A 26,035-nucleotide genomic window follows, 5' to 3' on the forward strand; every position below is an offset into this window, starting at 1 on the left:
TCGAACATGACGTCGACCTTGTACCTCGACCGGCGCTCGCCGGTGCATCGCCTCAACCCCGTCACCAAGCTCGTGGCGATGCTCACGATCGTCGTGATCGTGTTCGCGGTGCCGCTGTGGTGGGTGGCCGGGCTCATCGTGGTCGGCGTCGTCGTGCCTGCCGCCGTGGTCGCGCACTGCGGCGGCAGGCTGCTCAGCCTGAGTCTCAAGCTGCTCCTGCCGATCATCGTGGTGCTGGTGCTCGTGCAGGGGCTGACCTTTCCCGGCGGCAAGACGGTGCTCGCCGAGTGGGGAGTGCTCGCGCTCACGACCGAGGGTCTGCTCTTCGCCCTCGGAATCGGGTCGCGCATCGTGTGCCTCGTGCTGACGTCCGTGCTGTTCGTGCTCACGACGCACCCGGGCGATCTGATGGGCGCGTTGACCGAGCGGGGAATGTCGCCGAAGTTCAGCTACATCATCAGTTCGACGCTGCAACTGATCCCCGCGTTCCGCGACCGCGCCGACGGCATCCTCCTCGCGCAGCAGGCGCGCGGACTCGCGGTCAAGGGCAGCCCGCTCGCGCGGGTCAAAGTGATGATGCCCCTGCTCGGCCCGCTCGTGCTGGGCATGTTCACCGACGTCGAGGAGCGGTCGACGGCCATGGAGGCCCGCGGATTCGGGTCGGCTGCGCGGCGAACGGCGCTGATACCGGTGCCCGACTCCACCGCGCAACGCGTCTCGCGCTGGCTCATGCTCGTGCTCGCCGTCGCCGCGATCGTCGTCCCCATCGTGTTCGGAGTGCTGTGATCTCACTGACCGACGTCTCGTACGCCTATCCGGATGCCGAGGCTCTCACCCTCGAGCACGTCGACCTCGAGGTCGAACGCGGCTCCATCGCCGGCATCGTCGGCGCTTCCGGTGCTGGAAAGACCACGCTGGCCAAGATCATCGCCGGGTTCATCCCGCACGCCGACGGCGGTGAACTCAGCGGCACCGTGCGAGTCGATGGTCGCGACCTGTCGACGGGGTCGCTGGTCGACGCCGTCTCGGTCGTGGGTCTGGTGATCCAGAACCCGTTCAATCAGATCTCCGGTGCCAAGTACACCGTGCGCGAGGAGATCGCCTTCGGGCTGGAGAACTTCGGAACACCCCGCGACGAGATGCAGCGCCGTGTCGACGAGGTGGCCGCCCTGCTTCGCATCGAGCATCTGCTCGACCGTTCGCCGTACGCGCTCTCTGGCGGCCAGCAGCAACTCGTGGCGATCGCATCGATGATCGTGCTGCGCACTCCGGTGATCGTGATGGACGAACCCACCGCGCAACTCGACCCCGCGGGCACCCGAATGGTGTTCGACGTGCTCTCGGCGCTGCGGGAGACCGGGATCACGATCGTCATCTTCGAGCACAAGCTCGAACTGCTGCAGCAGCATGCTGACCGGCTGCACGTCGTCGCTGACCGGTCGATCGTGCTCTCGGGAGCGCCCGATGACGTGCTCGCCGACGACCGGCTGGCGCAGTGGGCCGTCGGCACGACGAGGTACGTGACCGCCGGGCGCTTGGCGCGCGAACGCGGCCTGCTGCCCCCCGAAGTGCCCCTGCCGGTGTCGTTCGAGCAGGCCGAGCGAGTCTTCGACCGGGAGAGGAGCGTGCGATGAGCCGGGCGGATGCCGAGGGTGTGGCTCCCGTCGCGAACACCGCGGGGGCTGATCCGGTCATCGTGGGCATGGAGGTGCTCATCGAGGATGTGCGCTTCAGCTATCCCAGCGGCGTCGAAGCCGTGAAGGGTGTGAGCCTCAGCATCCGGCCGGGAGAGCGCGTGGCGATCGTCGGCCAGAACGGTGCGGGCAAGACGACCCTCGTGCGTCAGTTGAACGGCATCTTCCGCCCCACGTCGGGCAGGGTGCAGGTGGGCGATTGGATCACGTCGGAGCACACCATCGCCGAGCTCGCGACGCGCGTCGGCTACGTGTTCCAGAACCCGGACGAACAGCTCTTCGCGCGCACGGTGCGCGCCGACGTCGAATTCGGGCCGCGCAATCTGGGGCTCGACAGTGCACAGGTCGCCAGGCGCGCCGAGACGGCGATCGAAGCCGTCGGTCTGAGCGGCGTGGCCGACCTGCATCCTCACCACCTCTCGCTCAGTGAGCGCAAACGAGTGGCGCTCGCCGGTGTGGTCGCGATGGGCACTCCCGTCGTGGTGCTCGATGAGCCGACCACGGGGCAGGATGCCGCCGGTGTCGACATGATCGCTCAGGTCGTCGCCGCCCTGACGGATGCCGGCCGCACCGTCATCGCGATCACACACGACATGGAGTTCTGCGCCGAGCACTTCGATCGGGTCATCGTGATGGCCGGCGGTCAGGTGCTCGTCGACGGTCATCCCCGAGACGTGTTCGTGCGGGATGCCGAGCTGGACGCGGCGGCCGTCGAACCGCCGCAGCTCACCCGGCTCGCGCGCGCTCTCGGCTGGGATGATCAGCCGTTGTCGGCGGAGGAGTTCGTCGGGGCGTTCGCGCGCCGCGGTGCGCACTCGTGACTGGTTTCGTACTGCTGGCGCTGCTGGCCTCTCTGCTGCTCGGCGTCACCGACTTCCTCGGCGGGACTCTCGCTCGTCATCTGCCGCTGCTCACGGTGCTGTTCTTCTCGCAACTCACCGCGACGGTGTCGGTGCTGCCCCAAATCGTCATGCAGCCGCCCGGCGCCGAGTGGCAGCCCGCGCTCATGTGGGGCGTGATCGGCGGGGTCGCGGTGGCCGTCGCGGTCGCGTCGCTCTACCGCGCGCTCGCGATCGGCACCATGGGGGTCGTGGCACCGATCGCCGCCCTCGGGGTGCTCGTGCCTGTCGGAGCCGGGCTCGCTGCCGGCGACCCGATCGGCGGACCGCTGGTGGTCGGCCTCATTGTCGCCGTGATCGGCACCGTGCTGGCGAGTGGACCAGAGGTGCGCAACCGCGGCGCTGGCCACGGAGTCAAACCGGTGCTGCTCGCGCTGCTCGCGGCGCTCGGGTTCGGTGTCTCGAACCTCACCATCGCTCTCGGCAGTGCGCACGACGTGCCGGTGACCTTGATCACCAACGGCGGAGTCGCACTCATCGTCTACTCGGTCGCGCTCGCCGTGCTGCGGCACCGTCCGCGCGCGAGGGGATGGCTGCTGGTCGGCGCTCTCGCGATCGGGTTGCTCGGGTATGCCGCCAACCTCTCATTCGCAGTCGCCAGCCAGGCGGGCCTGCTCACTGTGGTGGCTGTGTGCGCGTCGCTGTTCCCTGCGGTGACGGCGCTGCTCGGCTGGTGGTTCCACCGTGAGCGCCTGAAACCGGTGCAGATCGCCGGCGTGGTGTTCGTACTGGCCGGTGTCGCGACGATCGCTGCAACCAGTTGACGGCGGCGCCGACGTCGCCGTGGTGAACGGCGGCCACGAGCGCACGCCTACCATGGACGGGTGACCGACGAGCAGCCCCCGCTGAGCCGCCGCGAGCGTCGCGACGCCGAGCGGGCCCAGGAGCACGACGACCGCGCCCGCGCCGCAGAGCCGGCGACCGAAGCCATGCCGATGGTGCCGGAAGAAGGGGCGGATGCCGGCGACCAGGGCAGCGGGGTCCACGACGAGCCCACAGCGGCCTACTCCGTCGTCGACGAGCCGACCGCTGCCTACTCCGTCGTCGACGAGCCGACCGCTGCGATCGACCGGAGCGAACTGCCCGACTTCGACGGTGGCGCCGGCCGCGAGCCGGCCGCATCCGAAGTCGCGCCCGGCGGCGACGAGCGCCGCGCCCCAGGGTCTGCCCACGACGACGTGCCGACGGTGCTCATCGGTGCGCCCACCGGGCTGGCGAGCGAATCGGCGGCCGGCTACGCGGCCGCAGCAGCCGCGGGCGATCAGCTCGCTCCGGCGACCGCGCCGGGGGGCGGGCTCAGCGGTCTGTTCCGTCGGCATCCGCGCGCCTGGCTCGCCGCAGCGCTCGCCACGGCATTCGCGCTGCTGGGAGCGGGCTCAGTGGTCGCCGGCGTCGCGGTCGGTGCATCGGGTTCGACCCAGGCCGCGCCCGAGCCCCCGCCCGTCGTCGTGCCGACCGAGACCGAGGAGCCGCCCCGCCCGCTGCCCGACCCGCTGACCACGCCGAGCGCATTGCGCACGTGCTCGATCACTCCGCAGACGCAGACCGCCGCGCTCGGGGCACTCTACGCCTCGGTGCTCGATGCCAATACCGGCGAAGTGCTCTTCGACCGGAACGCTGCCGCCCCGGAGCGACCCGCGAGCGTGCTCAAAGTGCTCACCGCCGCCGCGGCGCTCGACGTGCTCGGACCCGACCACCGGCTCACCACCCGGGTGGTGCAAGGGGATGACCCCGACACGATCGTGCTCGTCGGCGGTGGAGACGCGACGCTCAGCCGTCTCGGCTCCGGCTCGGAGAGCTTCTACCCTGGCGCTCCGAAGCTCGGCGACCTGGCCGCGCAGGTGCGCGCGAAGCTGACGGACGAGGTCGACGAGGTCACGCTCGTGCTCGACTCGACGCTGTGGGATCCGAACGACAGCTGGGAGTCGAGTTGGGACCGCTCGGAGCAGACGCAGGGCTACATGTCTGAGGTCACCGCCCTGCAGGTGGACGGCGACCGAGACGACCCGACTCGCGGCACCAGCCGGCGCAGCGACGACCCCGTCGCCCGGGCGGGGGAGTGGTTCACGAGCGCACTCCAGGCCGAGGGCGTCAGAGTCGACTCGGTGAAGCTCGGTGCCGCGCCGGCCAATGCCGCGGTGCTGGCAGAGGTGCAGTCGCAGCCGGTCGCGACCCTCGTTCGCCAGATGCTGCTCGTGAGCGACAACACCATCGCCGAGATGCTGGCGCGCGTCACCTCCAAGCGCCTCGGGCTCGCCGGAACGTTCGGGTCGCTGCAGGAGACGTACTCGCGTGCGCTGTCGAACTACGGCATCCCCACCACCGGCATGACCGTCCGCGACGGCTCCGGGCTCAGCGAGCACAACCGCGCCACGCCCGTCTATGTGTCGCAACTGCTCGCGAAGGCGCTGCACGGCGAGCGGAACCTGCGTGTGCTCTACGACGGGCTCCCGGTCGCCGGGAAGACAGGGTCGCTCGCCTCCCGCTACACCGGCGACAACGCCGTGGCGCGCGGGGCGATCGCCGCGAAGACCGGCTGGATCTGGACCGGCCGCTCGCTCGCCGGCGTGGTGAACGCGGCCGACGGCACGCAGCTCGCATTCGCGTTCTATGCGGTCGGCGACGACGACGTGGTGACCACCACCGCACTCGATACCCTGGCCACCGCCGTCTACCGCTGCGGCGCGAATCTGAGCAACCAGTAGCTCCAGCGCCGCGCGACTAGCCTGCTGTCATGACCAAAGCGCTGTTCATCATCGACGTGCAGAACGACTTCACCGAGGGTGGCGCCCTTGGCGTGACCGGTGGCGCAGAGGTGGCACGCCGCATCACCGAACTGCTCGCAGCATCCGACTACGACGTGGTCTTCGCTTCCCGCGATTGGCACGACGCCGACAACGACAACGGCGGTCACTTCTCGGAGACCCCTGACTATGTCGACACCTGGCCGCCGCACTGCGTCGCGGGAACGCCGGGGGCCGAGTACCACCCCGCGCTCGATGTGGAAGCCATCGATGTGCACATCCGCAAGGGCCAGGGAAAGCCGGACTACTCGATCTTCCAGGGCAGAACGGATGCCGGGGCTTCGCTTCGCGAGGCGCTCGATGAGCACCGCGTCACCGAGATCGACGTGGTCGGCATCGCCACCGATCACTGCGTGCGCGCTTCCGCTCTCGACGCGCTGGCGGCGGGCCGAAAGGTACGCGTGCTCGAGCGGTACACGGCCGGTGTCGACGAGGAGGCGAGCGCCGAGGCTCTCGCGGAGGTGCGCTCGGCGGGCGGTCAAGTCGCGTACGACGCGCGCGCTGAAGGCTAGTCGCTGAGGGCTAGTCGCGCTGAGGGCTAGTCGCGCTGAGGGCTAGTCGTGGGCTGGCTCGGCGTTCGATCGAACGCCGCTACTTCAGTAATGGGCTAGGTCGGCCTCGATCGAACGCGCGCGCTGGAGCTTGGAGCGAAGGCCGTTTCTGGCCTTCGCCGCGACGCCAGCGCGGCGCCCGTCTCGGGCGCCGATACGTCAATAATGGGCTAGATCGGCCTCGATCGAACGCGCAGCCTCGAGCAACGGGGGCACGATGTCGCGAAGCGACTCTTCGGCTGAACGGCGCCCCGCTGCGGTCGACACGTTGATCGCGGCCACGACTCTGCCGTCTTGGTGGATCGGGGCTGCGAAGGAGCGCAGCCCGAAGTCGAGCTCCTGGTCGACCATCGCCCAGCCCTGCTCGCGAACTCGGGCGATCTCAGAGCGGAGGGCGGCCGGCTCGGTGATGGTCGCGGCCGTGAATCCGCTCGGCTGCCAGAGCGCCAGCATCCGGTCGAGCTCGGACGGGGCGAGGCCCGCGAGCAGCACGCGGCCCATCGAGGTGGTGAATGCGGGGAAGCGCGTGCCGATGGTGATCGAGACCGACATGATGCGCCGGGTGGGCACGCGGGCGATGTACACGATCTCGCTGCCGTCGAGCACACTGGCCGAGGTCGATTCGTCGAGCGTGCGCGACAACCGCTCGAGGTGCGGCTGCGCGACCTCTGGAAGGGTCAGCGACGACAGGTAGCTGAAGCCGAGTTCGAGCACCCGGGGGGTGAGCGAGTAGTCGCGGCCGTCGCTGCGCACATAGCCGAGTTCTTCAAGGGTGAGCAGGAACCGGCGCGCGGTGGCCCTCGTCAGCCCAGTGGCGCGCGCGATGTCGGAGAGCGACCGTCGGGGGTGCTCGGCGTCGAACGCTCGTATCACCGCGAGCCCGCGTGCGAGCGACTGCACGAACTCGCCGCTCGACTGGCCTGTCGCGGTTGGCGCGGGCTCCGTGCCGGCCGCGGAATGCGCGGCGGCCGGCGGCGGTTCCGGCGAACCGAGGGGGCCGCCGGTGACCGGCGACCCCCCGCGAGTGCTCTCGACCATGGTCTGCGCTTCGCGTCGGCTCAGCGTTCCAGCACGACGGCGAGGCCCTGCCCGACGCCGATGCACAGCGCGGCGACGCCCACGCCACCGCCGCGGCGCTTCAGCTCGTGCGCGACGTGACCGATGATGCGACCGCCGGAGGCGCCCAGCGGGTGCCCCATGGCGATGGCGCCACCGTGGATGTTGACCTTCTCGGGGTCGAGATCGGGCCAGAGCTGCAGGCAGGCGAGGCTCTGCGCCGCGAATGCCTCGTTGAGCTCGACCACGTCGACGTCGTCCCAGGTCTTTCCGGCACGCGCCAGCGCCCGGTTCGCGGCCTCGACCGGACCGATGCCGAACACGTTGGGGTCTACGCCCGACGCGCCGCGGCCTGTGATCCGTGCGAGGGGCTCCGCTTCGATCGCGCCCTCGGCGCCGATGATGAGCGCGGAGGCGCCGTCATTGAGCGTCGAGGCGTTGCCGGCGGTGACCGTGCCGTTCTCCTTGCGGAAGGCTGGCTTCAAGCCGGCGAGCACCTCGAGCGTCGTGTCGGCGCGGATGCCCTCATCCCGAGTGAGGTCGGTGCCCGGCACCAGCACGACCTCGTCGTCGTAGACGCCGGCATCCCATGCGGATGCCGCCAGCTGGTGACTGCGCACCGCGAAGGCGTCCTGCGCTTCGCGCGAGATGCTGTACCGCTCGGCGAGGATCTCGGTGCTCTCACCCAGCGATACCGTCCAGTCCTTCGGCATCCGGGGGTTCACCATTCGCCAGCCGAGCGTGGTCGAGTGCATCGTCTCGTTGCCCGCGGGGTAGGGCCGGTTCGGCTTGAGCATCACCCAAGGGGCTCGGCTCATCGACTCGACACCGCCCGCGACCACGATGTTCGCGTCGCCGGTCTCGATAGCCCGGCTCGCCTGCATGACCGACTCGATGCTCGACCCGCACAAGCGGTTCACGGTGACGCCAGGAACGCTGGTCGGGAAGCCTGCGAGGATCGACGCCATGCGCGCCACGTTGCGGTTGTCCTCACCTGCCTGGTTGGCATCGCCGAGGATCACCTCGTCGATGCGCTCGAGATCGAGCTCGGGATGCCGAGCGACGAGCGCCTCGAGAGTGTGCGCCGCGAGGTCATCGGGGCGCACGCCGGCGAGCGACTTGCCGATGCGCCCGAACGGCGTGCGCACCGCGTCGTAGACATAGCTTGCGGTCATGATCAGCCCTTCAGGTCGATGCCGGTGAGTCGGCGGAGCTCGTCCATGCTCTCGCCGAACGATTCCAGGACGGTGGCGCCCTCCGCGCCCACCTCGAACACCGCGAGGTCGGTGTAGACCCGCGAGACGCAGCCCACACCGGTGAGCGGGTAGCTGCACTGCTCGACTAGCTTGGACTCGCCCTGCTTGGTCAGCAGATCCATCATCACCCACACGCTCTTCGCGCCGATGGCGAGGTCCATCGCGCCGCCGACCGCCGGGATGGCGTCGGGGGCGCCGGTGTTCCAGTTGGCGAGGTCGCCCTTCACCGAGACCTGGAACGCACCGAGCACGCACACATCGAGGTGCCCGCCGCGCATCATGCCGAAGGAGTCGGCGTGGTGGAAGTACGCGGCGCCCGGGAGCTCGGTGACGGGGATCTTGCCCGCGTTGATCAGATCGGGGTCGATCTGGTCGCCCTCGGCGGCGGGGCCCATGCCCAGCATGCCGTTCTCCGTGTGGAGCGTGATGTTGCGGTCTTCGGGCAGGTAGTCGGCCACCAGCGTGGGGGCGCCGATTCCCAGGTTCACGTACGCGCCCACCGGGATGTCGGCGGCGATGCGCTTCGCGAGGTCGGGGCGGGAGAGTCTGGTCATGCTTCTGCCTCCTCGGCTTCAGTCTCGAACTGGCCGCTGGCGATCCACGGGCGATCGCCGGTCTCGACCACATGGGTCACGAAGATCCCAGGCGTGATGATGCTCTCGGGGTCGAGGCTGCCGACCGGCACGATGCGGTCGACCTGCGCCACCGTGACTCGGGCGGCAGAGGCCATCACCGGACCGAAGTTGCGGCTGGTCTTGCGGTAGGTGAGGTTGCCGAGCTGGTCTGCCCGGTACGCGCTGATGAGGGCGTAGTCGGCGTGGATCGGGTGCTCGAGCACGTAGTCGCGCCCGTCGATCGTGCGGGTCTCCTTGCCCTCTGCGAGCGTCGTGCCGAAGCCGGTGGGTGTGAAGAACCCTCCGATGCCGGCGCCCGCGGCGCGGATGCGCTCGGCGAGGTTGCCCTGCGGCACGAGTTCGAGCTCGATCTTGCCGGCGCGGTACAGCCCATCGAAGACATGCGAGTCGCTCTGGCGCGGGAAGGAGCAGATCACCTTGCGCACGCGACCGGCCGCGAGCAGCGCCGCGAGGCCGTGGTCGCCGTTGCCGGCGTTGTTGCTCACGACGGTGAGGTCGGTCGCGCCCTGCTCGAGCAGCGCGTCGATGAGCTCGACCGGCTGCCCGGCGAGCCCGAACCCGCCGATCATGATGGTGGCGCCGTCAGCGATGCCGGCAAGCGCGTCGCTGACGGATGGACTGATCTTCGACAGCATCCGTACGTCCTTCATGGTCAGGGTCGGCGCCGTGTCGCGCCGAAGAGTGTTGGCAGTGTTCGCATAGCGAACATGCGTTCACATAGCGATACTACCAAATCGACTTGAGAGCAGTGAGGGGGAGTTCCACGACGCGAAAAAGCGGCGGCGCCACCCTCACGGCGGCGCCGCCCCTTTTCGTCGGGGTGGCTGCGGAGTGCTACGCCTGCGCGTCGAGTTCGGCGAGCGTCGTCTGCAGCACCTTGAAGGCGTTGTTGGCGTTCGGGATGCTGCAGTAGATCGCCGACTGCAAGAAGATCTCGACGAGCTCATCGCGGGTGAGCCCGTTCGTGATCGCAGAGCGCACGTGCATGGCGAGCTCTTCGAGGTGCGAGTTGGCGATCAGCGCTGTCAGAGTGCAGGCGCTTCGCATCCGGCGGTCCAGCCCCGGGCGCGACCAGACCTCTCCCCACGCGGTGCGCGTGATGAAGCTCTGGAAGTCCCGCGTGATGTCGGTGATCGCGTCGGTCGCCCGGTCGACATGGGCATCGCCGAGCACCTCGCGCCGCACCTTCATGCCCTGTTCGTAGCGCTCTTGGTCGCTCAGCGTGTGCAGGTGGGCGTTCGGGTTGGTCGCGTCGCCACTCGGGCGCGCGTTCACGGCGTCGGTCACTGGATGCCTCCGAAGAACGTGTCGAGTCGCTGCGCCACCTCGGCGGGGCGCTCGGCCGGGGCAAGGTGCGACGCGTCGGGGATGCTGTGCGCCTCTCCTCGGGCCACCGCGCCGGCCATCTCCTCGGCATCGCTCGGCGGGCTCACCTGGTCGTGGACTCCCGCGATCGCGATGGTGGGTGCGCTGATCTCGCCGAGCCGGTCGCGAACGTCCCACACCGCGAGCGCCTCGCAGCACAGCGCGTAGCTCTCATCGTCCGCCGAAGCCAGACCGTGCAGCAGAGCGCTCGTGATCTCGGGCTGCTGGGCGACGGTGTCTGGGGCGAACCAGCGCTGCGCCGACCCCACAACGAGGCTGGAGGTTCCGCTCGCCCTGACTTGACGCGCCCGCTCGCGCCACGCCTCTTCGACGCCGAACCTCGGCGACGCGCACACGACCGCCAGGCCCTTCACGCGCTCAGGGAAGTCGAGTGCGAGTTGCAGCCCGACGGCGCCACCGAGCGAGATGCCCGCGTAGAGGAAGTGGTCGATTCCTGCAGCATCGGCCATCGCGATCACTCCCTGGGCGAGTTCCGCGACCGAGAATGGCTGGGTCGTGGGCGCGGATTCGCCGTGGCCGGGCAGGTCCCAGCCGAGCAGCCGGTATCGCGAGTCGAGGGCGGGCGCGGCAGGCCCCCAGACCGTGGCTGCGGCAGTGCCGAGGCTCGGTCCGAGCAGCAGCGGTTCGTCGTAGCGGCCCTTGCTGCCACGCAGGCTGACGCCGGTGATGGTCGGGGTGGTCATTCAGCTCCCTTCAGCGCCCGGGTGAGCGAGCGCTCGATCAAGTCGTCTGCCGCGCCCGTGTAGCGCGCGGCATCCGTCAGCTCCTCGAGCTCGGAGGCGTCGAGATCGGGGAGCGCGGCGGTCAGTGCTTCTCGAAGCGGCGTGCCCGTGGTCGCCGCCTCATCGATGAGGTGCTGCACGCGCTTGGCGCCGATGCGAGGGGCGAGGCGGAGCATGACGCGCTCGCTCACGATGAGGCCGGCCGTCGCGTCGAGGTTGGCTCGCATGCGCTCGGGGTGAACCTGCAGGTGCTCCAGCAGCGCTCGGCCGCTCTCGGCGGTGCCGCCGGCGAGTCGGAGCAGTTCGCGAAGGGCTTGCCATTCGCTGTGCCAGGCGCCGTCGGGCCGCTCGTCCACCGTGACGGCGGCGCGATGCAGCTCGGCGGCGAGGCCCGGCGCACGCAGTGCGGCCGAGCGGATCAGCGTGCTGAGCACCGGATTCCGCTTGTGGGGCATGGCGGACGATCCGCCGCCGCTGCCTTCGGCGAGCTCACCGATCTCGGTGCGGCCGAGGGTCGCGACGTTGGTGGCGATGGTGCCGAAGGCGTCGCAGAGCGAGACCAGCGCATCGCCGAGCGAGGTGACGGGATGCCGCATCACATGCCAGGGCAGGCGCGGCGCCGCGAGCTCGAGACGCTCGGCGAATGCCGTCACCACGTCAACCGGCTCGGGTGCGCCCTGAGTCTGCTGCGCCAGCTCGGTGAACGAAGCCAGGGTGCCGGAAGCGCCGCCGAGCTGTGCGGGCAGTGCTGCAGCGACTTCGCGAAGTCGATCGCGGCTGATGACGAGGCCCTCGAGCCAGATCGCGGCTTTCAGACCGAACGTGGTCGGCGTCGCGTGCTGGGTGAGCGTGCGTGCTGCCATCACGGTGCGCCGGTGCTGATCGACGAGTCGCGCGAGCGCGGCGATCGCCGCATCCGTCTCTTGCAGCACGATGCGAAGAGCGCCGCCGGCGATGAGCATGAGTGCCGTGTCGAGCACGTCTTGGCTGGTCGCCCCGCGGTGCAGCCAGCGAGCGGCGTCGTCGTCGAGGAGCGGGCGGAGCAGCTTCAGCAGCGGAATCACCGGATTGCCGCCGCCCCGCGCTGCGACAGCGAGTTCGGCGACGTCGATCTGGGAGTCGCGCAGTGCCGTCTCGATGCGCTCGGCGATCTCGACCGGGGCCTGCACGTGCGCGAGCGCGACCTCGACCTCGATCATCGCCGCGAGCACTGACCTATCGCTCGTCACGCCGACTACGGCCGTGCCCGCCCACACCGGGGCGAGCAGGCCGTAGTCAGCGTCGTCGATCGGATGCATCGTCAACGGGCGGCGCACTCAGTTGAACGCAAGGAAGACCGTCTCGCCGTCGCCCTGCAGCCTGATGTCGTGGTGCAGCCAGCCGCGTTCGTCGCGGGTCGCCACCATGGTGGCGCGCTCGTCATCCGTCAGGACCGAGAGCAACGGGTCGGCGCCAAGGGCGTCTGCGTTCTCGGGCAGGTAGATGCGAGTGTGCAGCTTGTTCAGCAGTCCGCGCGCGAAGACGATGGCCGCGAAGAACGGCGCACTGCCGTCGTCGCCGGCGCCCGGGTTGACCGTCCAGAACCGGTACACGCCGTGGTCGTCGGTCGCAGCGCGCCCGAAGCCGGTGAACCCGTGGCTCTCGCGGTGCACCGGGTTCGAGAACATCTGGTTCTCGCGGCGGAGCACGCTGCGCGCGCGGGGGATGCTGCCATCGGCATCCCGCTGCCAGATCTCGACCATCGCGTCGGGAATCGGCTGCCCCTCGCCGTCGAGCACCCGGCCGGTGAGCACGATGGCCCCAGGGGAGTGCGGCTCGGCGATCTGGGGGCCGCCCAGGAAGGGCATGCCGTAGTGGAAGAACGGTCCGACGGTCTGACCCGGCGTGCCGACGAGCTTGCTCACAGTTCGTCTCCTTCTGGCTCGGTCCAGGTACGTTGCGGCCCTGTCAAGACGATGTCCCAACGATATCCGAGCGACCATTCCGGCGTCGTCAGATCGTGGTCGTAGGTGGCCACCAGGCGGTCGCGTGCCTTCTGATCCGCGATCGACTGGTAGATCGGGTCGAGCGGGAACAGCGGGTCGCCGGGGAAGTACATCTGCGTGACAATGCGCTGGGTGAACGCATTGCCGAACAGCGAGAAGTGGATGTGCGCCGGCCGCCACGCGTTGATGTGGTTGCGCCACGGGTAGGCGCCCGGCTTGATGGTGGTGAACCGGTACTCGCCGTTGTCATTGGTGATGCAACGGCCCGCTCCCGTGAAGTTCGGGTCGAGGGGCGCCGGATGCTGGTCGCGCTGATGGATGTAGCGACCACCGGCGTTCGCCTGCCAGATCTCGACGAGTTGGTTGCGCACGGGCCGGCCATCGCCGTCGAGCACCCGGCCGGTGACGACCATGCGCTCGCCCTGTGGTTCGCCGGAGTGCTGGATGGTCAGGTCGGCCTCGAGCGGCGACACGTCGCGCTCGCCGTAGGCGGGCGACCACAGCTCGATGGTCTCGGGGTCGACGAGCTTGGGGTTCTTGGTGGGGTGCCGAAGCACACTCGAGCGGTACGGCGCGTAGTCGAGGCGGGGCTGCGTCTGCTCCGGCTGCCCGGCCGCGAGCCCTGCCTGATACTCGGCTTGCGCGGCTTCGATCTCCTTGGAGATCTCAGCCTGGCTGGCGAGGGTCATGGTGTCTCCTGGTCTGTCGGTGGGACGAGAGTCAGCGTGACAGAGGGAGCGCCGAGCGACAGCGTCAGTTCTCACTGGGTGGAAGTGTGGCTGGCCCAGCGCTTCGCCGGACTACGGGAATCACCACTGGGGGTGGCTCCGGCTGGTGAATTGCGTAGTGTCGCGCGCGACACGAGCGACACGGCGCGGCAGGCGCGGCGCGAGCTCCGAATCAGGAGCGCGCAGAGGCGAAGACTTCAGAGACCGCGGTCGCGGCCTTGATCACGAGCGGGGCCAGCCGGTTCTCGTCGGCGCGATCGAGGTGGGTGACGACTCCGATGGCTGCGGGAGGCAGCCCCGGCACCGCCGGCAGTGGTGCCGCGATCGAGACGTTGCCCAGCGTCATCTCCTCGCGCGTCGTGGCGTAGCCGCGTACCCGCGCGCGGTTCAGTTCGGCACGCAGCTCGGCCGGGTCCGTGATCGAGTGGGTTGTGTCGCGCTCGAGCGGCTGGGCCAGGAAGCGGTCGAGCCAGTGCTCGTCGCGCGTCATCAGGAGCGCCTTGCCAACCCCGGTGGTGTGCAGCGGGTGCCGCCCGCCCATGCGGCTCAGGGTCGGTACGGCGTGCGGGCCCATGATGCGGATCAAATACAGCGCTTCGTGGCCGTCGAGCACGGCCAGATGCGCGTTCTCGCCGGTCGCGTCGTAGAGGCGCATGAGCAGCGGCATCGCCTGCTCGCGCAGCTCGAGGCTGATCGGAGCAAGGCCGCCGATCTCCCACAGCCTCACGCCGATGCGGTAACGGCCATCTCGGCCGTGATCGAGCAGCCCGAGGTTCGTCAACTCGCGAGCGAGGCGGTGAGTCGTCGAGAGCGGCAGCCCTCCTCGCGCGGAGAGTTCGGCCAGCGTCAAATATGGGTCGTCGGCGTCGAAAGCGGAGAGCAAGCGCATCGAGCGGCTCAGTACCGACTCACCCGGTGTGCTCGTGCCCCCAGCCATGCCGTTCACGGTAACCGCTCGACCTTGAGGGGGCTCTCAGCCCGCACCGGTTCGCGGCGGTTGCAAGGGGCCCGGCATCGCTACTGCGGATGCCGGGCCCCTGGTGCGCGTGAGCTACGAGGGTGTCAGCCCACGCCCTCGAGCGCGTCGGTCTCGGTGTTGCCGATGTTCTTGATGACCTCGGGGCGGTTCTTCGCCAGGTGGAGGTACCAGCCGAGCGCCGCGATCATGGTCGCGAGGAACAGGTAGGGGATCACGTTGAGCGGCCATGCCGGCACGGGCCACACGTTCGCGAAGAACACGTAGGCCATGGCGACCACCGCAACGGTGGCGCAGAGCCACACCAGGCCGTTGCGCATCTTCTCGCGACGCGTGTAGACGACGCAGGCGATCGCCACGAGCGCGTAGGCCACCATGTAGCCGTACGTGCCGTAGGTGTCGACCCACACCACGATGTCCATCGGGTGCACGTTCATCGACAGCATGATGATGTCGAGCAGGATCGCCGCAGGGCCTGCCACGAGCAGCACTCGGTGAGGTGTCAGGTGCGATTCGTGCGTGCGACCGAACCGCTCGGCGACCACGCCCTCCTTGCCCATCACGTAGATGATGCGACCCACGACGTTCAGCGGAGCCACCACGACGGCGAAGAACGAGGCGCCCACACCGAAGGTGAGGATCGGGGCGAACCACGCCGGCATGCCGATCAGGGTCGCGATGTCTTCGAGCGGGCTCGCGCTGGTCGCCAGGTCGTCGCCGAGCACGGCGATCTGGGTGTAGGCGGCGAAGACATAGATGACGCCCACGGCCACGGCGCTCCACATGATGGCGCGGGGAATCGCGGTGTAGGGGTTCTTCGCCTCGCGGCCGAGCGCATCAGCCGACGAGAAGCCGACGAAGCCGAGGATGCCGAGCACCATACCGGCGGCCACACCTTGGAAAGGCGCGTCCTGGAAGCTGAACTGCGACGGGTCCCAGGCGTTCGGGCCGGCCCACACGAGCGCGAGCACGAGCAGGATCAGGATGATCGCGATCGACACCAGTTCGAGCACCAGCGAGACGCGCGCCGAGAGGCGGATGCCGCGGATGGTGAACAGCGTCGCGAGCCCGCCGAGCACGATCGCGAGCGCGATCTGCCAGCCGACCCCCTCGGCCGGAACGCCGAGCAGCAGGAGGAACTGGTTCATGTATGACACCGCACCGCCGAGCGACCCGGCCGCGATGCCCCAGCATCCGATCAGCAGGGCGACGCCGGCGAGATACGCGGCGAGCGGGCCGAGGCCCTTCGACACGTACGTGTAGAGCGATCCGGCCGACGCGTTGCGGCGGGCGAACACTGCCACGCAGTAGCCGACCGACAGGATGACGAGCGTCGCGAGGATGAACGAGAGCATCGTTCCGTTGCCCGCGCCGAGGAAGATCGCGGCGGCGGTGAAGGCGACGACGGCGCTGGGAGCGATGTTGGCGATCGCCTGTGCTGCGAGCTCGGGCCCGCTCATCACTCCGCGACGAAGGCCCGCGTCGACGGGTTTCTGGGCACCGGAGGACGGCGCGTTGGTCGTGGTTGTCATGGTGTGTCGACTCTCCTATGAGTGGTGATCGAAGGTGTTGATGTGGTGATTCTTTGGAGCGGTCCGGGCCGGGCGGTGCCTCGAGCGGTGCCTCGGGCGGTGCGGGGCGCGGGGTCGGGGGTCACGGGATGAGCAGGGTGCGCAGCGCGCCGCCGTGCTCGAGGTCGTCGAACGCCTCGGCGGCTTCTGCGAGCGGGCGGCGGCCCGAGATGAGCGGGTCGAGCTTCAGCTGTCCGTCCATGTACCGGTCGACCAGAGCCGGGATGTCGATCGAGGGGCGCACCGAGCCGTAGTTCGAACCGAGGATTCGCTGGTCGGCTTCCGCGAGCACCAGCGGCTCGAACGACGCCTTGGCGCCGGTCGGAGGCAGCCCGACGATGACGGCCGCGCCGCCGAGTCCCAGCATCCGGATCGACTGCTCGGTGGTGACCGTGCGACCGATCGCATCGAAGGCGTAGTCGACGCCGTCGGGCACGAGTTCGAAGAGCGCCTCGACCGGGTCGCCCTTCGAGGCGTCGATCTGGTCGGTGGCTCCGAACTGCACTGCCATGGCGGTCTTCTCGGGAAGCACGTCGATGGCGATGATGCGCTCGGCGCCGGCGAGCTTCGCGCCCTGCACGACGTTGAGTCCTACGCCGCCGCAGCCGATGACGGCGACGGTTGCGCCGGGCTCGACGGCCGCGGTGTTGAGCACTGCGCCGACGCCCGTGGCGACCGCACAGCCGACGACGGCGATGACGTCGAGGGGAGCGTCGTCGCGCACCTTGATGGCCCCGGATGCCGGCACGACGACCTCTTCGGCGAACGACGAGACGCCGAGGTAGTGGTGCAGGCTCTCGCCGTCGCGCGACAACCGCGACGTGCCGTCGAACAGCACTCCCTTCGGAGCGACGACGGTCGCGACCTTCTGGCAGCGCGCCTCGTGGCCCGAGCGGCAGTACCGGCACTCGCCGCACGGCGGCACCCACGACAGCACGACGTGGTCGCCGATGGCGAGCGAGGTCACGCCCTCGCCGAGCTCGGTGACGATGCCGGAGCCCTCGTGGCCCATGACCATCGGTGCGGGGGCCTCCCACTCGTCGCGCTTGACGTGCAGGTCGGAGTGGCAGACGCCGGCCGCGGCGATCTTGACACGTACCTCGCCGGCCTTCGGTGCCGCGAGCTCGACGTCGGTGTGCTCCAGCGGCGTCGATGAGTCGCGGAAGACGATGGCTTTCATGATGCTCCTTTGGATCTGTGCTTCGAGCAACCGCATGGTAGGCATCTCTAGAAGCGGCAGTCACTGTGAGAAATGGTGATCGAGCGGTTGATAAGTCATCACTTTGTACACTGAGGGGATGGCGAAGACTCTCGACGAGGTGGCGGGCGCGCTGGGCGGCGACGTCGTCGGAGCCCGCAGACTCGACCCGTCGATCACCGTCGACGGCGCGATCGCGCTCGAAGACTTCGTGCTGGTCGGGCACCCCGACTACGCGACGCTGGTCGTCGCAGACCGCGCCGGCATCCGCCAATTGCTCGACACCGAGGATGCTTCGGCCGCCGGTCGCGCGACAGCGCTCCGATCGGCCGTGCTGGTCACGCACGACCGGTCGAGAGCGTTGCGAGAAGCGCTCGAGCAGTCGCCCTTCACCGCCATCGTGGGTGCGGGCCGCGCGCAGGTGTCGCTCCTGCCGGAAGCGGTCGCGCTGCTCGCCGTCGACGAAGCGGCGGAAGACCGACTGGTCACCACGGGTACGCGGGTGCTCACGCAGGTGGCGCGGCGCGGCGGGGTGCCGGCCGTCGTCGCCGAACTCGCGCATCGCACCGATGGCTGGGCCGTGCTGCTCGACCCGCACGGAGAGCTCATCGCAAGCGCCGGAGCGGGCCGGTTGCACGTCGACGACGCAAGGGCCGTCGCCTTCGGCCGCCAGGTGCGCGTACGCCACCCCGGGTTGCAGGTGCACCACATCGGGTCCGGCGAGGATCTCAGCGGCTACCTGGTCGTGGCGTCGCGCCAATCGTCGACGAGCCGCGGTAGAGCGCTCGCCGCTCAATGCGCCGCGTTGCTCGACCTGTTGCTGCGCAGGCACGACCAGACCGCGACGGAGCGGCTCGGTCGCGACGTGATGATCGAGGCGCTGCTCTCGGGAGGTGCCACCGCGGCCGAGCTGCTTCGCAGGTGGGACGTGCACGAGAGCGCGCTCACCGGCTTCGTGATCAGTGCCCGATCGAAGGCCGTGGACCTCGAGCGCCTCATGCAGCGCTGGCTCGACGACCTCGGCAGCGTGCACATCGTGACCGCGCGTCACGGCGGGATCATGGGCTTCGTGCGCGACGAGCATGCCGAGGCGCTCGCCTCGCTGGTCGAGAACTTCGAATCGGGCGCCGGGATGCCGCTGCGCCTCGGTCTCGGCTCGTCGGCGCCGGTCGATGCACTCGCCCGCAGCAGCGCCGAGGCGCAGCGCGCGCACGAGACCGCCGTGGCAGAGAACAGATCCGTCGTGCGCTACCAGTCGCTGCCGACCGTGCGGTTCGTGCTCGACCGGCTCAGCGGAGACTCGGTCGGGGCGCTCGTCGACGTGCTCGAACCGCTTCGCGCTGAGCCGGCTCCGCTCATCGAGACGCTCCGCGCGTTCCTCGTGCTGAATGGTGCGTGGGGTGCCGCGGCTGCGCGCCTCGGCGTGCACCGGCAGACGCTCGCGGCGCGCGTGCGCGCCATCGAGGCGCTCACCGGTCTCTCGCTCTCCGACCCCGACGACCGGGCAGCCGCCTGGCTGTCTCTTCGCGCGTCAGAGCGCGTGTAGCTCGATCACCGAAGCCGTCTTCAGTTCGGCCGCGGCGCCGCGCCCGCCTCTGCGCGCCTGCTGTTTACGCCGCGAGCTCGTTGTCGATGACGGCGAAAATACCCGCGTTAGGCCCTTTGCGTGACTGAAACGAATGCTCAACTCGCATCATTTGGCGAATCTGTGCCAGTATGGCCTGACTTGAAGCGATGGCCGCTTCAGAGAACGAGGTGAGAGACGTGCCTTCCGAGATCGATTGGATCGAGAAAGCCGCTTCTGTCAGGCTGCCCGCGCGTCACCTGGTGGGTGGCGATTGGGTCGACCCCCTCGCCGATGACACGTTCGACGTCATCAGCCCTCGTGACGGCGCCCTCCTGAAGCGCGTGCCCCACGGCGACGCGCACGATGTCGACCGGGCCGTCGCCTCCGCACGAGCCGCGTTCAACGACCGTCGCTGGTCGGGCATGCGCCCTGCTGCACGAGGGGCCGTTCTTCGCCGGTGGGCGGAACTCGTTCAGGAGCATGCTGAGGATCTCGCACTCACGATCTCGCTCGAAATGGGCAAGCCCGTTCGCGAGGCCAAGAACGTGGAGCTGCGGGCGGTCGCCAACTGCCTGCGCTGGTACGGCGAGATCGCCGACAAGCGGCCCGACGAATCGCCCGCTGCGGGCGACGATGTGCTCGCACTGATCACACGTGAGCCCGCGGGCGTCGTGGCGGCAGTGGTGCCGTGGAACTTCCCGCTCACCATGACGGCATGGAAGCTCGGCCCCTCCCTCGTCGCAGGGAACAGCGTCGTGCTGAAGCCGGCGGAGCAGACGCCCTTCTCGGCGCTGAAGCTCGCTGAACTCGGCCTCGAGGCGGGGCTCCCCGCAGGCGTGCTGAACGTGGTCCCCGGCCGAGGAGATGTGGTGGGACAGGCTCTCGGCCGCCACATGGATGTCGACGTCGTCACGTTCACCGGCTCGCCGGCAGTCGGGCGTGCGTTCCTGCGCTACTCGGGCGAATCGAACGGCAAGCGCGTCTGGCCTGAGCTCGGCGGCAAGTCCGCGAGCGTGATCCTGCCCGGCGCCGACATCGAGAAGGCCGCCCGAGCGAGCGCAGCGGGCTCCTTCTACAACCAGGGCCAGATGTGCAGCGCCTCGAGTCGCGTCGTCGTGCACCGCGACATCGCCGACGAAGTGCTGCACTTCGCTCGACTCCAGGCCCGTGAGATGGCACCCGCCGACCCGCTGCTCCACGATGCGCCGAGCGGCGCTCTCGTGAGCGAGCAGCACCTGCAGCGCGTGCTCGGCTATGTGCGCACTGCGGTCGAAGAGGGCGCGGAGCTGCTCGAGGGCTCGACCGGCCGCCACAGCGTCGACGGTCACCCCAACGGTTCGTATGTCGCCCCGACGGTGCTCGGCGGCGTGAAGCCCGGCATGACGATCGAACAGGAAGAAGTGTTCGGTCCGGTGCTGTCGGTCATCACCGTCGACAGCGAAGAAGAGGCCATCCGCGTCGCGAATGGCACTCAGTACGGGTTGGCCGCGTCCGTGTGGACGCGCGACCTCAGTGCCGCCACTCGGGTCTCGCGCCGCATGCAGGCCGGCATCGTGTGGGTCAACTGCTTCGAAGAGGGCGACATGACGGTGCCCTTCGGCGGAGTCAAGGGCTCCGGGTTCGGGCGCGACAAGAGCGCCCACGCCATCGACAAGTTCACCGACCTCAAGACCATCTGGATGGAGGTCGAGCCGTGAGCACGCCGGCCGCGGCTCCGAAGCCGCTCATCGGCATGACGGTCTGGCGACGCGAGCTTCCGACGTACTTCTCCCAGCGGACCGACCTGTACACGCTCGGTGCCGAGTACGTGCAGTCGATCACGGATGCCGGAGCCGATGTCGTGCTGCTGCCCGAGCTCGACGAGCATGGCGCCGCTCGCGTCGTCGGCATGCTCGACGGTCTCGTGCTTTCAGGCGGCGGCGATGTTCACCCAGAGCTCTACGGCGGCAAGCCGTCGACCACTGAGTTGGGAGCGACCGAGCAGTACGACCGGGGCCGCGATGCCACCGAGCGCGCTCTCGTGCTCGAGGCCCGACGCGCTGGACTGCCCGTGTTCGGCATCTGCAGGGGACTGCAGATCTCGGTCGTCGCCCTCGGCGGCACCCTGATCGACGACATCGACGTGACCGACCCGCACCCGAAGGGGCAATCGGGCGACGAACTCGTCGGCTACCGGCATCCGGTGCGCATCGCTGCCGACAGCACACTCGCCTCATCCCTCGGCGAGCAGGCGATCGTCAACAGCATCCACCACCAGGCCGCCGCAGAGCTGCCCGATGGCATCCGCGCCGTGGCGCACGCCGAGGACGGCGTGATCGAAGCCGTCGAAGCAACCGACGGCTGGGACTTCCTCGCCGTGCAATGGCACCCCGAGAAGATGCGCGACGACAGCGAGCACGATGCGCGGCAACGCCTCTTCGGCGACTTCGTCGCGCGAGTGCGCCAACGCGCCTAGAACGAGAGCTCGCAGCATCCCGCGAGCTCGACCAAGACCGTGCACGCCTGAGCGCGAGCGCGAGACAGCACCACCGAAGCACCAAGAAAGAGAGACACCCGCAATGACCCGCCAGTTCTTCCTCGAGTACGAGAACGGCCCCCGTGCCATCGCAGATCTGCACGACCACCTCGCGCCGGTCACCTGCGAGACGCTGTGGAACGCGCTCGCGAAGCCGCAGACCATGGACGCGATGCACGCGATCTACGCCGGGCCCGAAGTCATGGTCGGCCTGCCTGAAGAGGCGCAGAACTTCGACCCTGAAGCGGTTCCGGCCGAGAACCAGCAGGTCATCCCCGGCACCGGAGACCTCATGTGGTACTACCAGCGCCCCTACCAGATGGGCGGCCTGCCGTTCGAGTTCTGGGAGATCGGCGTCTTCTACGCACCCGGCGCACGCACGCTCGGCCCCCTCGGCTGGACCCCCGTGAGCATCTTCGCGACCATCAGCGAGGGGCTCAAGGAGTTCGCCGAGGCGTCGTACCAGATCCGTCTGACCGGCATCAAGAAGCTCACCATCGGCCGGGTCGAGTAGTCACAGCGCTCGACCATCACGGCACAGCACCCACCCAAGAGAAAGACACAAGGCAACACAATGAAGAAGTTCGCCAAGTCACTGGCAATCATCGCCGCAGCGGGGCTGACGCTCACCGCCTGCAGCGCGCAGGCCGACTCCGGAGACTCCGGTGACGCCAAGGGCGCCCCGACCGAGCTCGTCGTCACCTCGTTCGGCGGCGACTGGGAGGCCGCGTACATCGAGGCCGTCGTCGAGCCGTTCGAAGAGGAGTACAACGCCGAGATCACGCTCGTCACGCTGTACAGCGCAGACGCCATGGCGCAGCTGACGGCGCAGAAGGCCAACCCGCAGCTCGACGTCGTGCACTTCTCGGGCGGCCAGGAAGTCGCGGCGGCGGCAGATGGCCTCATCGAGTCGATCGACCCGGCTGATCTCAGCAACCTCGATGACCTCTACCCCATCGCTGCAGAGGGCGTGGAGCGGGGCGAGGGTCCGGTCATGCAGGTGACCCCGATCGGACTCGTGTACCGCACCGACAAGATCGAGAAGGCGCCGACCTCGTGGGATGACATCAACAACCCCGACTACGCTCAGCACGTCGCGCTGACCGACCTGTCGAACACCTACGGCCTGCTCACCCTGCTCGCGGTGAACCAGCACGAGGGCGGCGACCTCGACGACATCCAGCCCGGCCTTGACTCGCTCGGCGCGCTCGTCGACAGCGGTGCCGCGTTCGTGATCAAGACGTCGGCCGACATGCAGCAGGCCTTCTCGGCTCGCGACGTGTGGATCGCCCCGTACGCCCAGGACTACGCCGAGACGCTGCGCAAGGCCGACCTGCCGGTCGAGTTCGCCCTGCCGAGCGAGGGCGCCCCGGCATCCTTCATCACCGCCAACGTCGTCGCGGGCCGCGACAATGCCGACCTCGCGACCCAGCTCGTGGACTTCTCACTGCGCCCCGAGGTGCAGGCCAAGTTCGCCGAGTCGATGTACTACTCCCCGGTGAACACCAAGGCCGAGCTCTCGGACGAGACCGGCAGCCGCGTCGTGCACGGTGAGGACTTCGGCAAGCTCGTGCGCTACGACAGCGCCGTGGTGAACGAGAAGCGTCAGTCCTGGACCGACGCGTGGAACTCGCGCATCGCGCAGTAACGCGTAGGAACCGACCCACCCGATGCGATCCCTGATCGCGTCCGAAGAGTGAGATCCGTCGAATGAGACACCTCAGAGTGGAGCCCTGGCTCCTCGTCCTGCCCGTGGTGGTGCTGCTCCTCATCGGCTTCGTGCTGCCAGTCGGCACGGTGCTGCTGTCGAGCGTCACCACCACGGGCGGGGGGTGGACTCTCGAGAACTTCAGCAGGTTCTTCGAGTCCTCCTTCCACCTGGGCGCGGCATGGCGCTCGATCAGGCTCGCCGTCATCCAGACCATCGTGGTGCTGGTCATCTCCCTGCCGCTGGCCTATGTGATGACCCGCGTCTCGGCACGAGTGCAGGCGTTCATGATGATCGCCATCGTGCTGCCGCTCATGACCAGCGTGGTCGTGCGCTCCTTCGGCTGGGTCATCCTGCTGGGCCCCGCGGGCCCGCTCGCCGATATCCCTGGGTTCCTGCAACTGAGCCGCACGAACCAAGGGCTGCTCGGCACCGAGCTCGGCATCAACATCGCGATGGTGCAGGTGCTCATCCCGTTCGCCGTACTGTCGATCCTCGGCGTGCTGAACGGTGTGGACCGGCGCCTCGAAGAGGCCTCGCGCACCATGGGCGCCTCCTTCGCCCGCACGTTCGGGAACGTCATCCTGCCGCTCTCCGTGCCGGGCCTGATCGCCGGCGGCACGCTCGTGTTCGCCATGTCGATCAGCTCGTTCATCACGCCGAACCTGATCGGCGGGGCGCAGATCCCCGTTGTCGCGTCGATCATCTACACCGACGCCACCACCAACCTGAACTGGCCGTTCGCTGCGGCGCAGTCGGTGCTGATGCTCATCGTCGTGCTCGCGACCATCGGCATCACCAGCAAGCTGGCGGCGAGAAACAGGTAAGCCATGGTTCACGCAATCCCCAGATGGGCCCGCATCGGCGGCACTGCGCTGCTCGTGCTCGTCACCGTCTACATGTTCGCTCCGTTGCTCGTGGTCGTGGGCGCCGCCTTCAACACCACGCGCTTCCTGGCGTTCCCGCCCGAGGGCTGGACCTTCGACTGGTTCGCGAAGGTGCTGAGCGACGACACCTGGATCAGTCCGTTCCTCACGAGCATCCAGGTGGCGCTGATCACGGCGCTCGTCGCCGCTGCCATCGGCACCATGACCGCCCTCGCCGTGACACGGCACCGGTTCCCGGGTTCGGCGTTCATCCAGTCGCTGGCCATGTCGCCGCTCATCATCCCGAGCATCATCTTCGCCATCGGCATGCTGCAGTTCTCGTCGAGCTACCTCGGCGGACCCTCGCAGACGATCCTCACCATCGCGCACATCGTGATCACGATCCCGTACGTGCTGCGCACGGTGATGGGAGTCATCGCTCGCAGCGACCGGTTCACTGAGGAGGCCGCCCGCGTCATGGGCGCCTCGTGGTGGCGCCGCTATTGGCACATCCTGCTCCCCATGTGCCGGCCGGGCATTGTGGCGGGCGCGTTCCTCGCCTTCATCGTCTCGTTCGATGACGCTGTGATCGCGCTCTTCGTGCGCACGCCGACGCTCGAAACCCTGCCCATGGCGATCTATAGCAAGCTCGAGTTCAGCGCCGACCCGGCCGTCGCCGCTGTCTCGACACTCTCAATGGCCCTGACGGCGATCGCGATCATCGTGATCGAGAAGGTCGTCGGTCTCGGAAAGGCATTCAGCTGATGGCCGATCTCATCATCAAGAACGTGCACAAGTCCTTCGGCGACGTCGAGGTGCTCAAGGGCATCGACATCTCCGTGCCCTCGGGCTCCTTCGTCTCGCTGCTCGGAGCGAGCGGCTGCGGCAAGAGCACGCTGCTTCGCTGCATCGCCGGCCTCGAGACCGTCAGCGGCGGCGGCATCGCCGTCGGCGGGGAGGACGTCACCGCGCTCGCGCCCGAGAAGCGCGACCTGAGCATGATGTTCCAGAGCTACGCGCTCTTCCCGCACATGAGCGTGCTCGAGAACGTGCGCTTCCCGCTGCGCATGCGCGGCGAGCGGTACGGCAACGCGAAGAAGCAGCGCGAGCTGGCCCGTCAGGCGCTCGAGCAGGTGCGCATGGGCCAGTACGCCGAGCGGATGCCGCGGCAGCTCTCGGGCGGTCAGCAGCAGCGTGTCGCGCTCGCCCGCGCCATCGTGGGTCAGCCCCGCGTGCTGCTGCTCGACGAGCCGCTCTCGAACCTCGATGCGCGTCTCCGTGAGGAGATGCAGGTCGAGCTCATCGAGCTGCAGCGCGCCCTGGGCCTCACGACGGTGTTCGTCACGCACGACCAAGACGAAGCGATGAGCATGTCGGATCAGGTCGTGCTCATGCGCGATGGCGTCGTCGAGCAGTCGGGCGCCCCTGAAGAGCTCTACCGTTCGCCGAGCAGCGCCTACGCGGCCGACTTCCTCGGCGCGGCCAACCTGCTCGACGTCACGGTTTCGGCGGCATCCGGATCGCCAGTGGCGACACTCGCCGGCGGCGAGTCGGTGCCGGTGCGCAGCGACAAGACCGGCGCGGCCACCATGGTGCTGCGGCAGGAGCGCGTGCGCATCGGAGCCGCAGAAGCCGAAGACGACGCTCGCGTCCCGGCACAGGTGATCTCCCGCGTGTTCCGCGGCAGCGAGGTGCAGTACCTCGTCGACTTCCACGGCCAGACGCTGCGAGTGGTCGCCGGTGGCGACTCGGAGCTGCGGGCGGGGGAGCGGGCCGAGTTGAGCTGGTCGTCCAGGGATGCGTTGGTGTTGTGAGGGCTTGACGTCAACCGGTCGCCGAGACGGCGACCGGTTGGCGTCGCGGCGACGACCAGAAATGACCGTCGCTCCAAGCTCCAGCGCGCCGCGCGAGCGCGCGC

Annotated in this window: 26 protein-coding genes; 14 read left to right on the forward strand and 12 right to left on the reverse strand. The window is 68.9% G+C overall.

The window, feature by feature from the left end; all coding sequences use genetic code 11:
- Positions 1 to 6: 6 nt before the first annotated feature.
- Genes QF206_RS09995 through QF206_RS10020 form a run of 6 tightly spaced genes read left to right on the forward strand, consistent with a single transcriptional unit; the run spans position 7 to position 5,909 of the window.
- Complete coding sequence (locus QF206_RS09995; protein WP_281489084.1) at positions 7 to 786, forward strand: energy-coupling factor transporter transmembrane component T family protein; 780 nt, start codon at positions 7 to 9, stop codon at positions 784 to 786.
- A complete protein-coding gene (locus QF206_RS10000) occupies positions 783 to 1,634 on the forward strand; it encodes an energy-coupling factor ABC transporter ATP-binding protein (RefSeq protein ID WP_281489085.1) in 852 nt (283 codons plus the stop codon). The genes QF206_RS09995 and QF206_RS10000 overlap by 4 nt, the downstream gene beginning before the upstream one ends.
- The gene (locus QF206_RS10005) at positions 1,631 to 2,515 is read left to right on the forward strand and encodes an energy-coupling factor ABC transporter ATP-binding protein (RefSeq protein ID WP_281489086.1); all 885 of its coding nucleotides are present in this window, start codon (positions 1,631 to 1,633) and stop codon (positions 2,513 to 2,515) included. The genes QF206_RS10000 and QF206_RS10005 overlap by 4 nt, the downstream gene beginning before the upstream one ends.
- Positions 2,512 to 3,357, forward strand: a complete 846-nt coding sequence (locus QF206_RS10010; protein ID WP_281489087.1) for an EamA family transporter — start codon at positions 2,512 to 2,514, stop codon at positions 3,355 to 3,357. Before QF206_RS10005 ends, QF206_RS10010 begins: the two co-directional genes overlap by 4 nt.
- 60 nt (positions 3,358 to 3,417) lie before the next feature.
- Complete coding sequence (gene dacB / locus QF206_RS10015; protein ID WP_281489088.1) at positions 3,418 to 5,298, forward strand: D-alanyl-D-alanine carboxypeptidase/D-alanyl-D-alanine endopeptidase; 1,881 nt, start codon at positions 3,418 to 3,420, stop codon at positions 5,296 to 5,298.
- A 29-nt stretch (positions 5,299 to 5,327) separates the two neighbouring features.
- Positions 5,328 to 5,909, forward strand: coding sequence for an isochorismatase family protein (locus tag QF206_RS10020; protein WP_281489089.1), 582 nt, complete (start codon positions 5,328 to 5,330; stop codon positions 5,907 to 5,909).
- 198 nt (positions 5,910 to 6,107) lie between these two features.
- On the opposite strand, the gene QF206_RS10025 is transcribed toward QF206_RS10020, so the two are convergent.
- The 12 genes from QF206_RS10025 to QF206_RS10080 form a co-directional block, all read right to left on the reverse strand.
- Positions 6,108 to 6,986, reverse strand: coding sequence for an IclR family transcriptional regulator domain-containing protein (locus QF206_RS10025; RefSeq protein ID WP_281489090.1), 879 nt, complete (start codon positions 6,984 to 6,986; stop codon positions 6,108 to 6,110).
- A gap of 20 nt (positions 6,987 to 7,006) precedes the next feature.
- On the reverse strand, positions 7,007 to 8,179 hold the full coding sequence (locus QF206_RS10030) for a thiolase family protein (protein WP_281489091.1): 1,173 nt from the start codon (positions 8,177 to 8,179) through the stop codon (positions 7,007 to 7,009).
- Positions 8,180 to 8,181: 2 nt separating this feature from the next.
- A complete protein-coding gene (locus QF206_RS10035) occupies positions 8,182 to 8,814 on the reverse strand; it encodes a 3-oxoacid CoA-transferase subunit B (protein ID WP_281489092.1) in 633 nt (210 codons plus the stop codon).
- Positions 8,811 to 9,530: a 3-oxoacid CoA-transferase subunit A gene (locus QF206_RS10040; protein ID WP_281489093.1), complete on the reverse strand. Its 720-nt coding sequence runs from the start codon at positions 9,528 to 9,530 to the stop codon at positions 8,811 to 8,813. Before QF206_RS10040 ends, QF206_RS10035 begins: the two co-directional genes overlap by 4 nt.
- A 199-nt stretch (positions 9,531 to 9,729) precedes the next feature.
- Complete coding sequence (pcaC, locus tag QF206_RS10045; protein WP_422785382.1) at positions 9,730 to 10,182, reverse strand: 4-carboxymuconolactone decarboxylase; 453 nt, start codon at positions 10,180 to 10,182, stop codon at positions 9,730 to 9,732.
- Positions 10,179 to 10,964 (reverse strand): alpha/beta fold hydrolase, encoded by a 786-nt coding sequence (locus QF206_RS10050; RefSeq protein WP_281489094.1) that lies wholly within the window; start codon positions 10,962 to 10,964, stop codon positions 10,179 to 10,181. Before QF206_RS10050 ends, pcaC begins: the two co-directional genes overlap by 4 nt.
- Positions 10,961 to 12,301 (reverse strand): lyase family protein, encoded by a 1,341-nt coding sequence (locus QF206_RS10055; protein ID WP_281489268.1) that lies wholly within the window; start codon positions 12,299 to 12,301, stop codon positions 10,961 to 10,963. The genes QF206_RS10050 and QF206_RS10055 overlap by 4 nt, the downstream gene beginning before the upstream one ends.
- An 18-nt stretch (positions 12,302 to 12,319) precedes the next feature.
- On the reverse strand, positions 12,320 to 12,907 hold the full coding sequence (pcaG, locus tag QF206_RS10060; RefSeq protein WP_281489095.1) for a protocatechuate 3,4-dioxygenase subunit alpha: 588 nt from the start codon (positions 12,905 to 12,907) through the stop codon (positions 12,320 to 12,322).
- Positions 12,904 to 13,677, reverse strand: coding sequence for a protocatechuate 3,4-dioxygenase subunit beta (gene pcaH, locus QF206_RS10065; RefSeq protein ID WP_281489096.1), 774 nt, complete (start codon positions 13,675 to 13,677; stop codon positions 12,904 to 12,906). Before pcaH ends, pcaG begins: the two co-directional genes overlap by 4 nt.
- Before the next feature lie 211 nt (positions 13,678 to 13,888).
- Positions 13,889 to 14,653: an IclR family transcriptional regulator gene (locus tag QF206_RS10070; protein ID WP_281489097.1), complete on the reverse strand. Its 765-nt coding sequence runs from the start codon at positions 14,651 to 14,653 to the stop codon at positions 13,889 to 13,891.
- 125 nt (positions 14,654 to 14,778) lie between these two features.
- Positions 14,779 to 16,224 (reverse strand): APC family permease, encoded by a 1,446-nt coding sequence (locus QF206_RS10075; protein WP_281489098.1) that lies wholly within the window; start codon positions 16,222 to 16,224, stop codon positions 14,779 to 14,781.
- A 121-nt stretch (positions 16,225 to 16,345) separates the two neighbouring features.
- A complete protein-coding gene (locus QF206_RS10080) occupies positions 16,346 to 17,443 on the reverse strand; it encodes an alcohol dehydrogenase catalytic domain-containing protein (protein ID WP_281489099.1) in 1,098 nt (365 codons plus the stop codon).
- Positions 17,444 to 17,561: 118 nt separating this feature from the next.
- Between QF206_RS10080 and QF206_RS10085 the strand changes: the two genes are divergently transcribed.
- The 8 genes from QF206_RS10085 (at position 17,562) to QF206_RS10120 (ending at position 25,931) form a co-directional block, all read left to right on the forward strand.
- Entirely contained in the window at positions 17,562 to 19,007 is a 1,446-nt protein-coding gene (locus tag QF206_RS10085; protein WP_281489100.1) for a PucR family transcriptional regulator, read from the forward strand.
- Positions 19,008 to 19,225: 218 nt separating this feature from the next.
- Entirely contained in the window at positions 19,226 to 20,725 is a 1,500-nt protein-coding gene (locus tag QF206_RS10090) for an aldehyde dehydrogenase (protein ID WP_281489101.1), read from the forward strand.
- Entirely contained in the window at positions 20,722 to 21,483 is a 762-nt protein-coding gene (locus tag QF206_RS10095; protein WP_281489102.1) for a gamma-glutamyl-gamma-aminobutyrate hydrolase family protein, read from the forward strand. Before QF206_RS10090 ends, QF206_RS10095 begins: the two co-directional genes overlap by 4 nt.
- Positions 21,484 to 21,586: 103 nt before the next feature.
- Positions 21,587 to 22,057: a DUF3830 family protein gene (locus QF206_RS10100; RefSeq protein WP_281489103.1), complete on the forward strand. Its 471-nt coding sequence runs from the start codon at positions 21,587 to 21,589 to the stop codon at positions 22,055 to 22,057.
- 60 nt (positions 22,058 to 22,117) lie between these two features.
- On the forward strand, positions 22,118 to 23,191 hold the full coding sequence (locus QF206_RS10105; protein ID WP_281489104.1) for an ABC transporter substrate-binding protein: 1,074 nt from the start codon (positions 22,118 to 22,120) through the stop codon (positions 23,189 to 23,191).
- A 62-nt stretch (positions 23,192 to 23,253) separates the two neighbouring features.
- Positions 23,254 to 24,078, forward strand: a complete 825-nt coding sequence (locus QF206_RS10110; RefSeq protein WP_281489105.1) for an ABC transporter permease — start codon at positions 23,254 to 23,256, stop codon at positions 24,076 to 24,078.
- Between the two features lie 3 nt (positions 24,079 to 24,081).
- The gene (locus QF206_RS10115; protein ID WP_281489106.1) at positions 24,082 to 24,882 is read left to right on the forward strand and encodes an ABC transporter permease; all 801 of its coding nucleotides are present in this window, start codon (positions 24,082 to 24,084) and stop codon (positions 24,880 to 24,882) included.
- Entirely contained in the window at positions 24,882 to 25,931 is a 1,050-nt protein-coding gene (locus QF206_RS10120; protein WP_281489107.1) for an ABC transporter ATP-binding protein, read from the forward strand. Before QF206_RS10115 ends, QF206_RS10120 begins: the two co-directional genes overlap by 1 nt.
- Positions 25,932 to 26,035 lie beyond the last annotated feature (104 nt).

This window comes from Ruicaihuangia caeni (genome assembly GCF_029952955.1).
GTDB lineage: Bacteria > Actinomycetota > Actinomycetes > Actinomycetales > Microbacteriaceae > Ruicaihuangia > Ruicaihuangia caeni.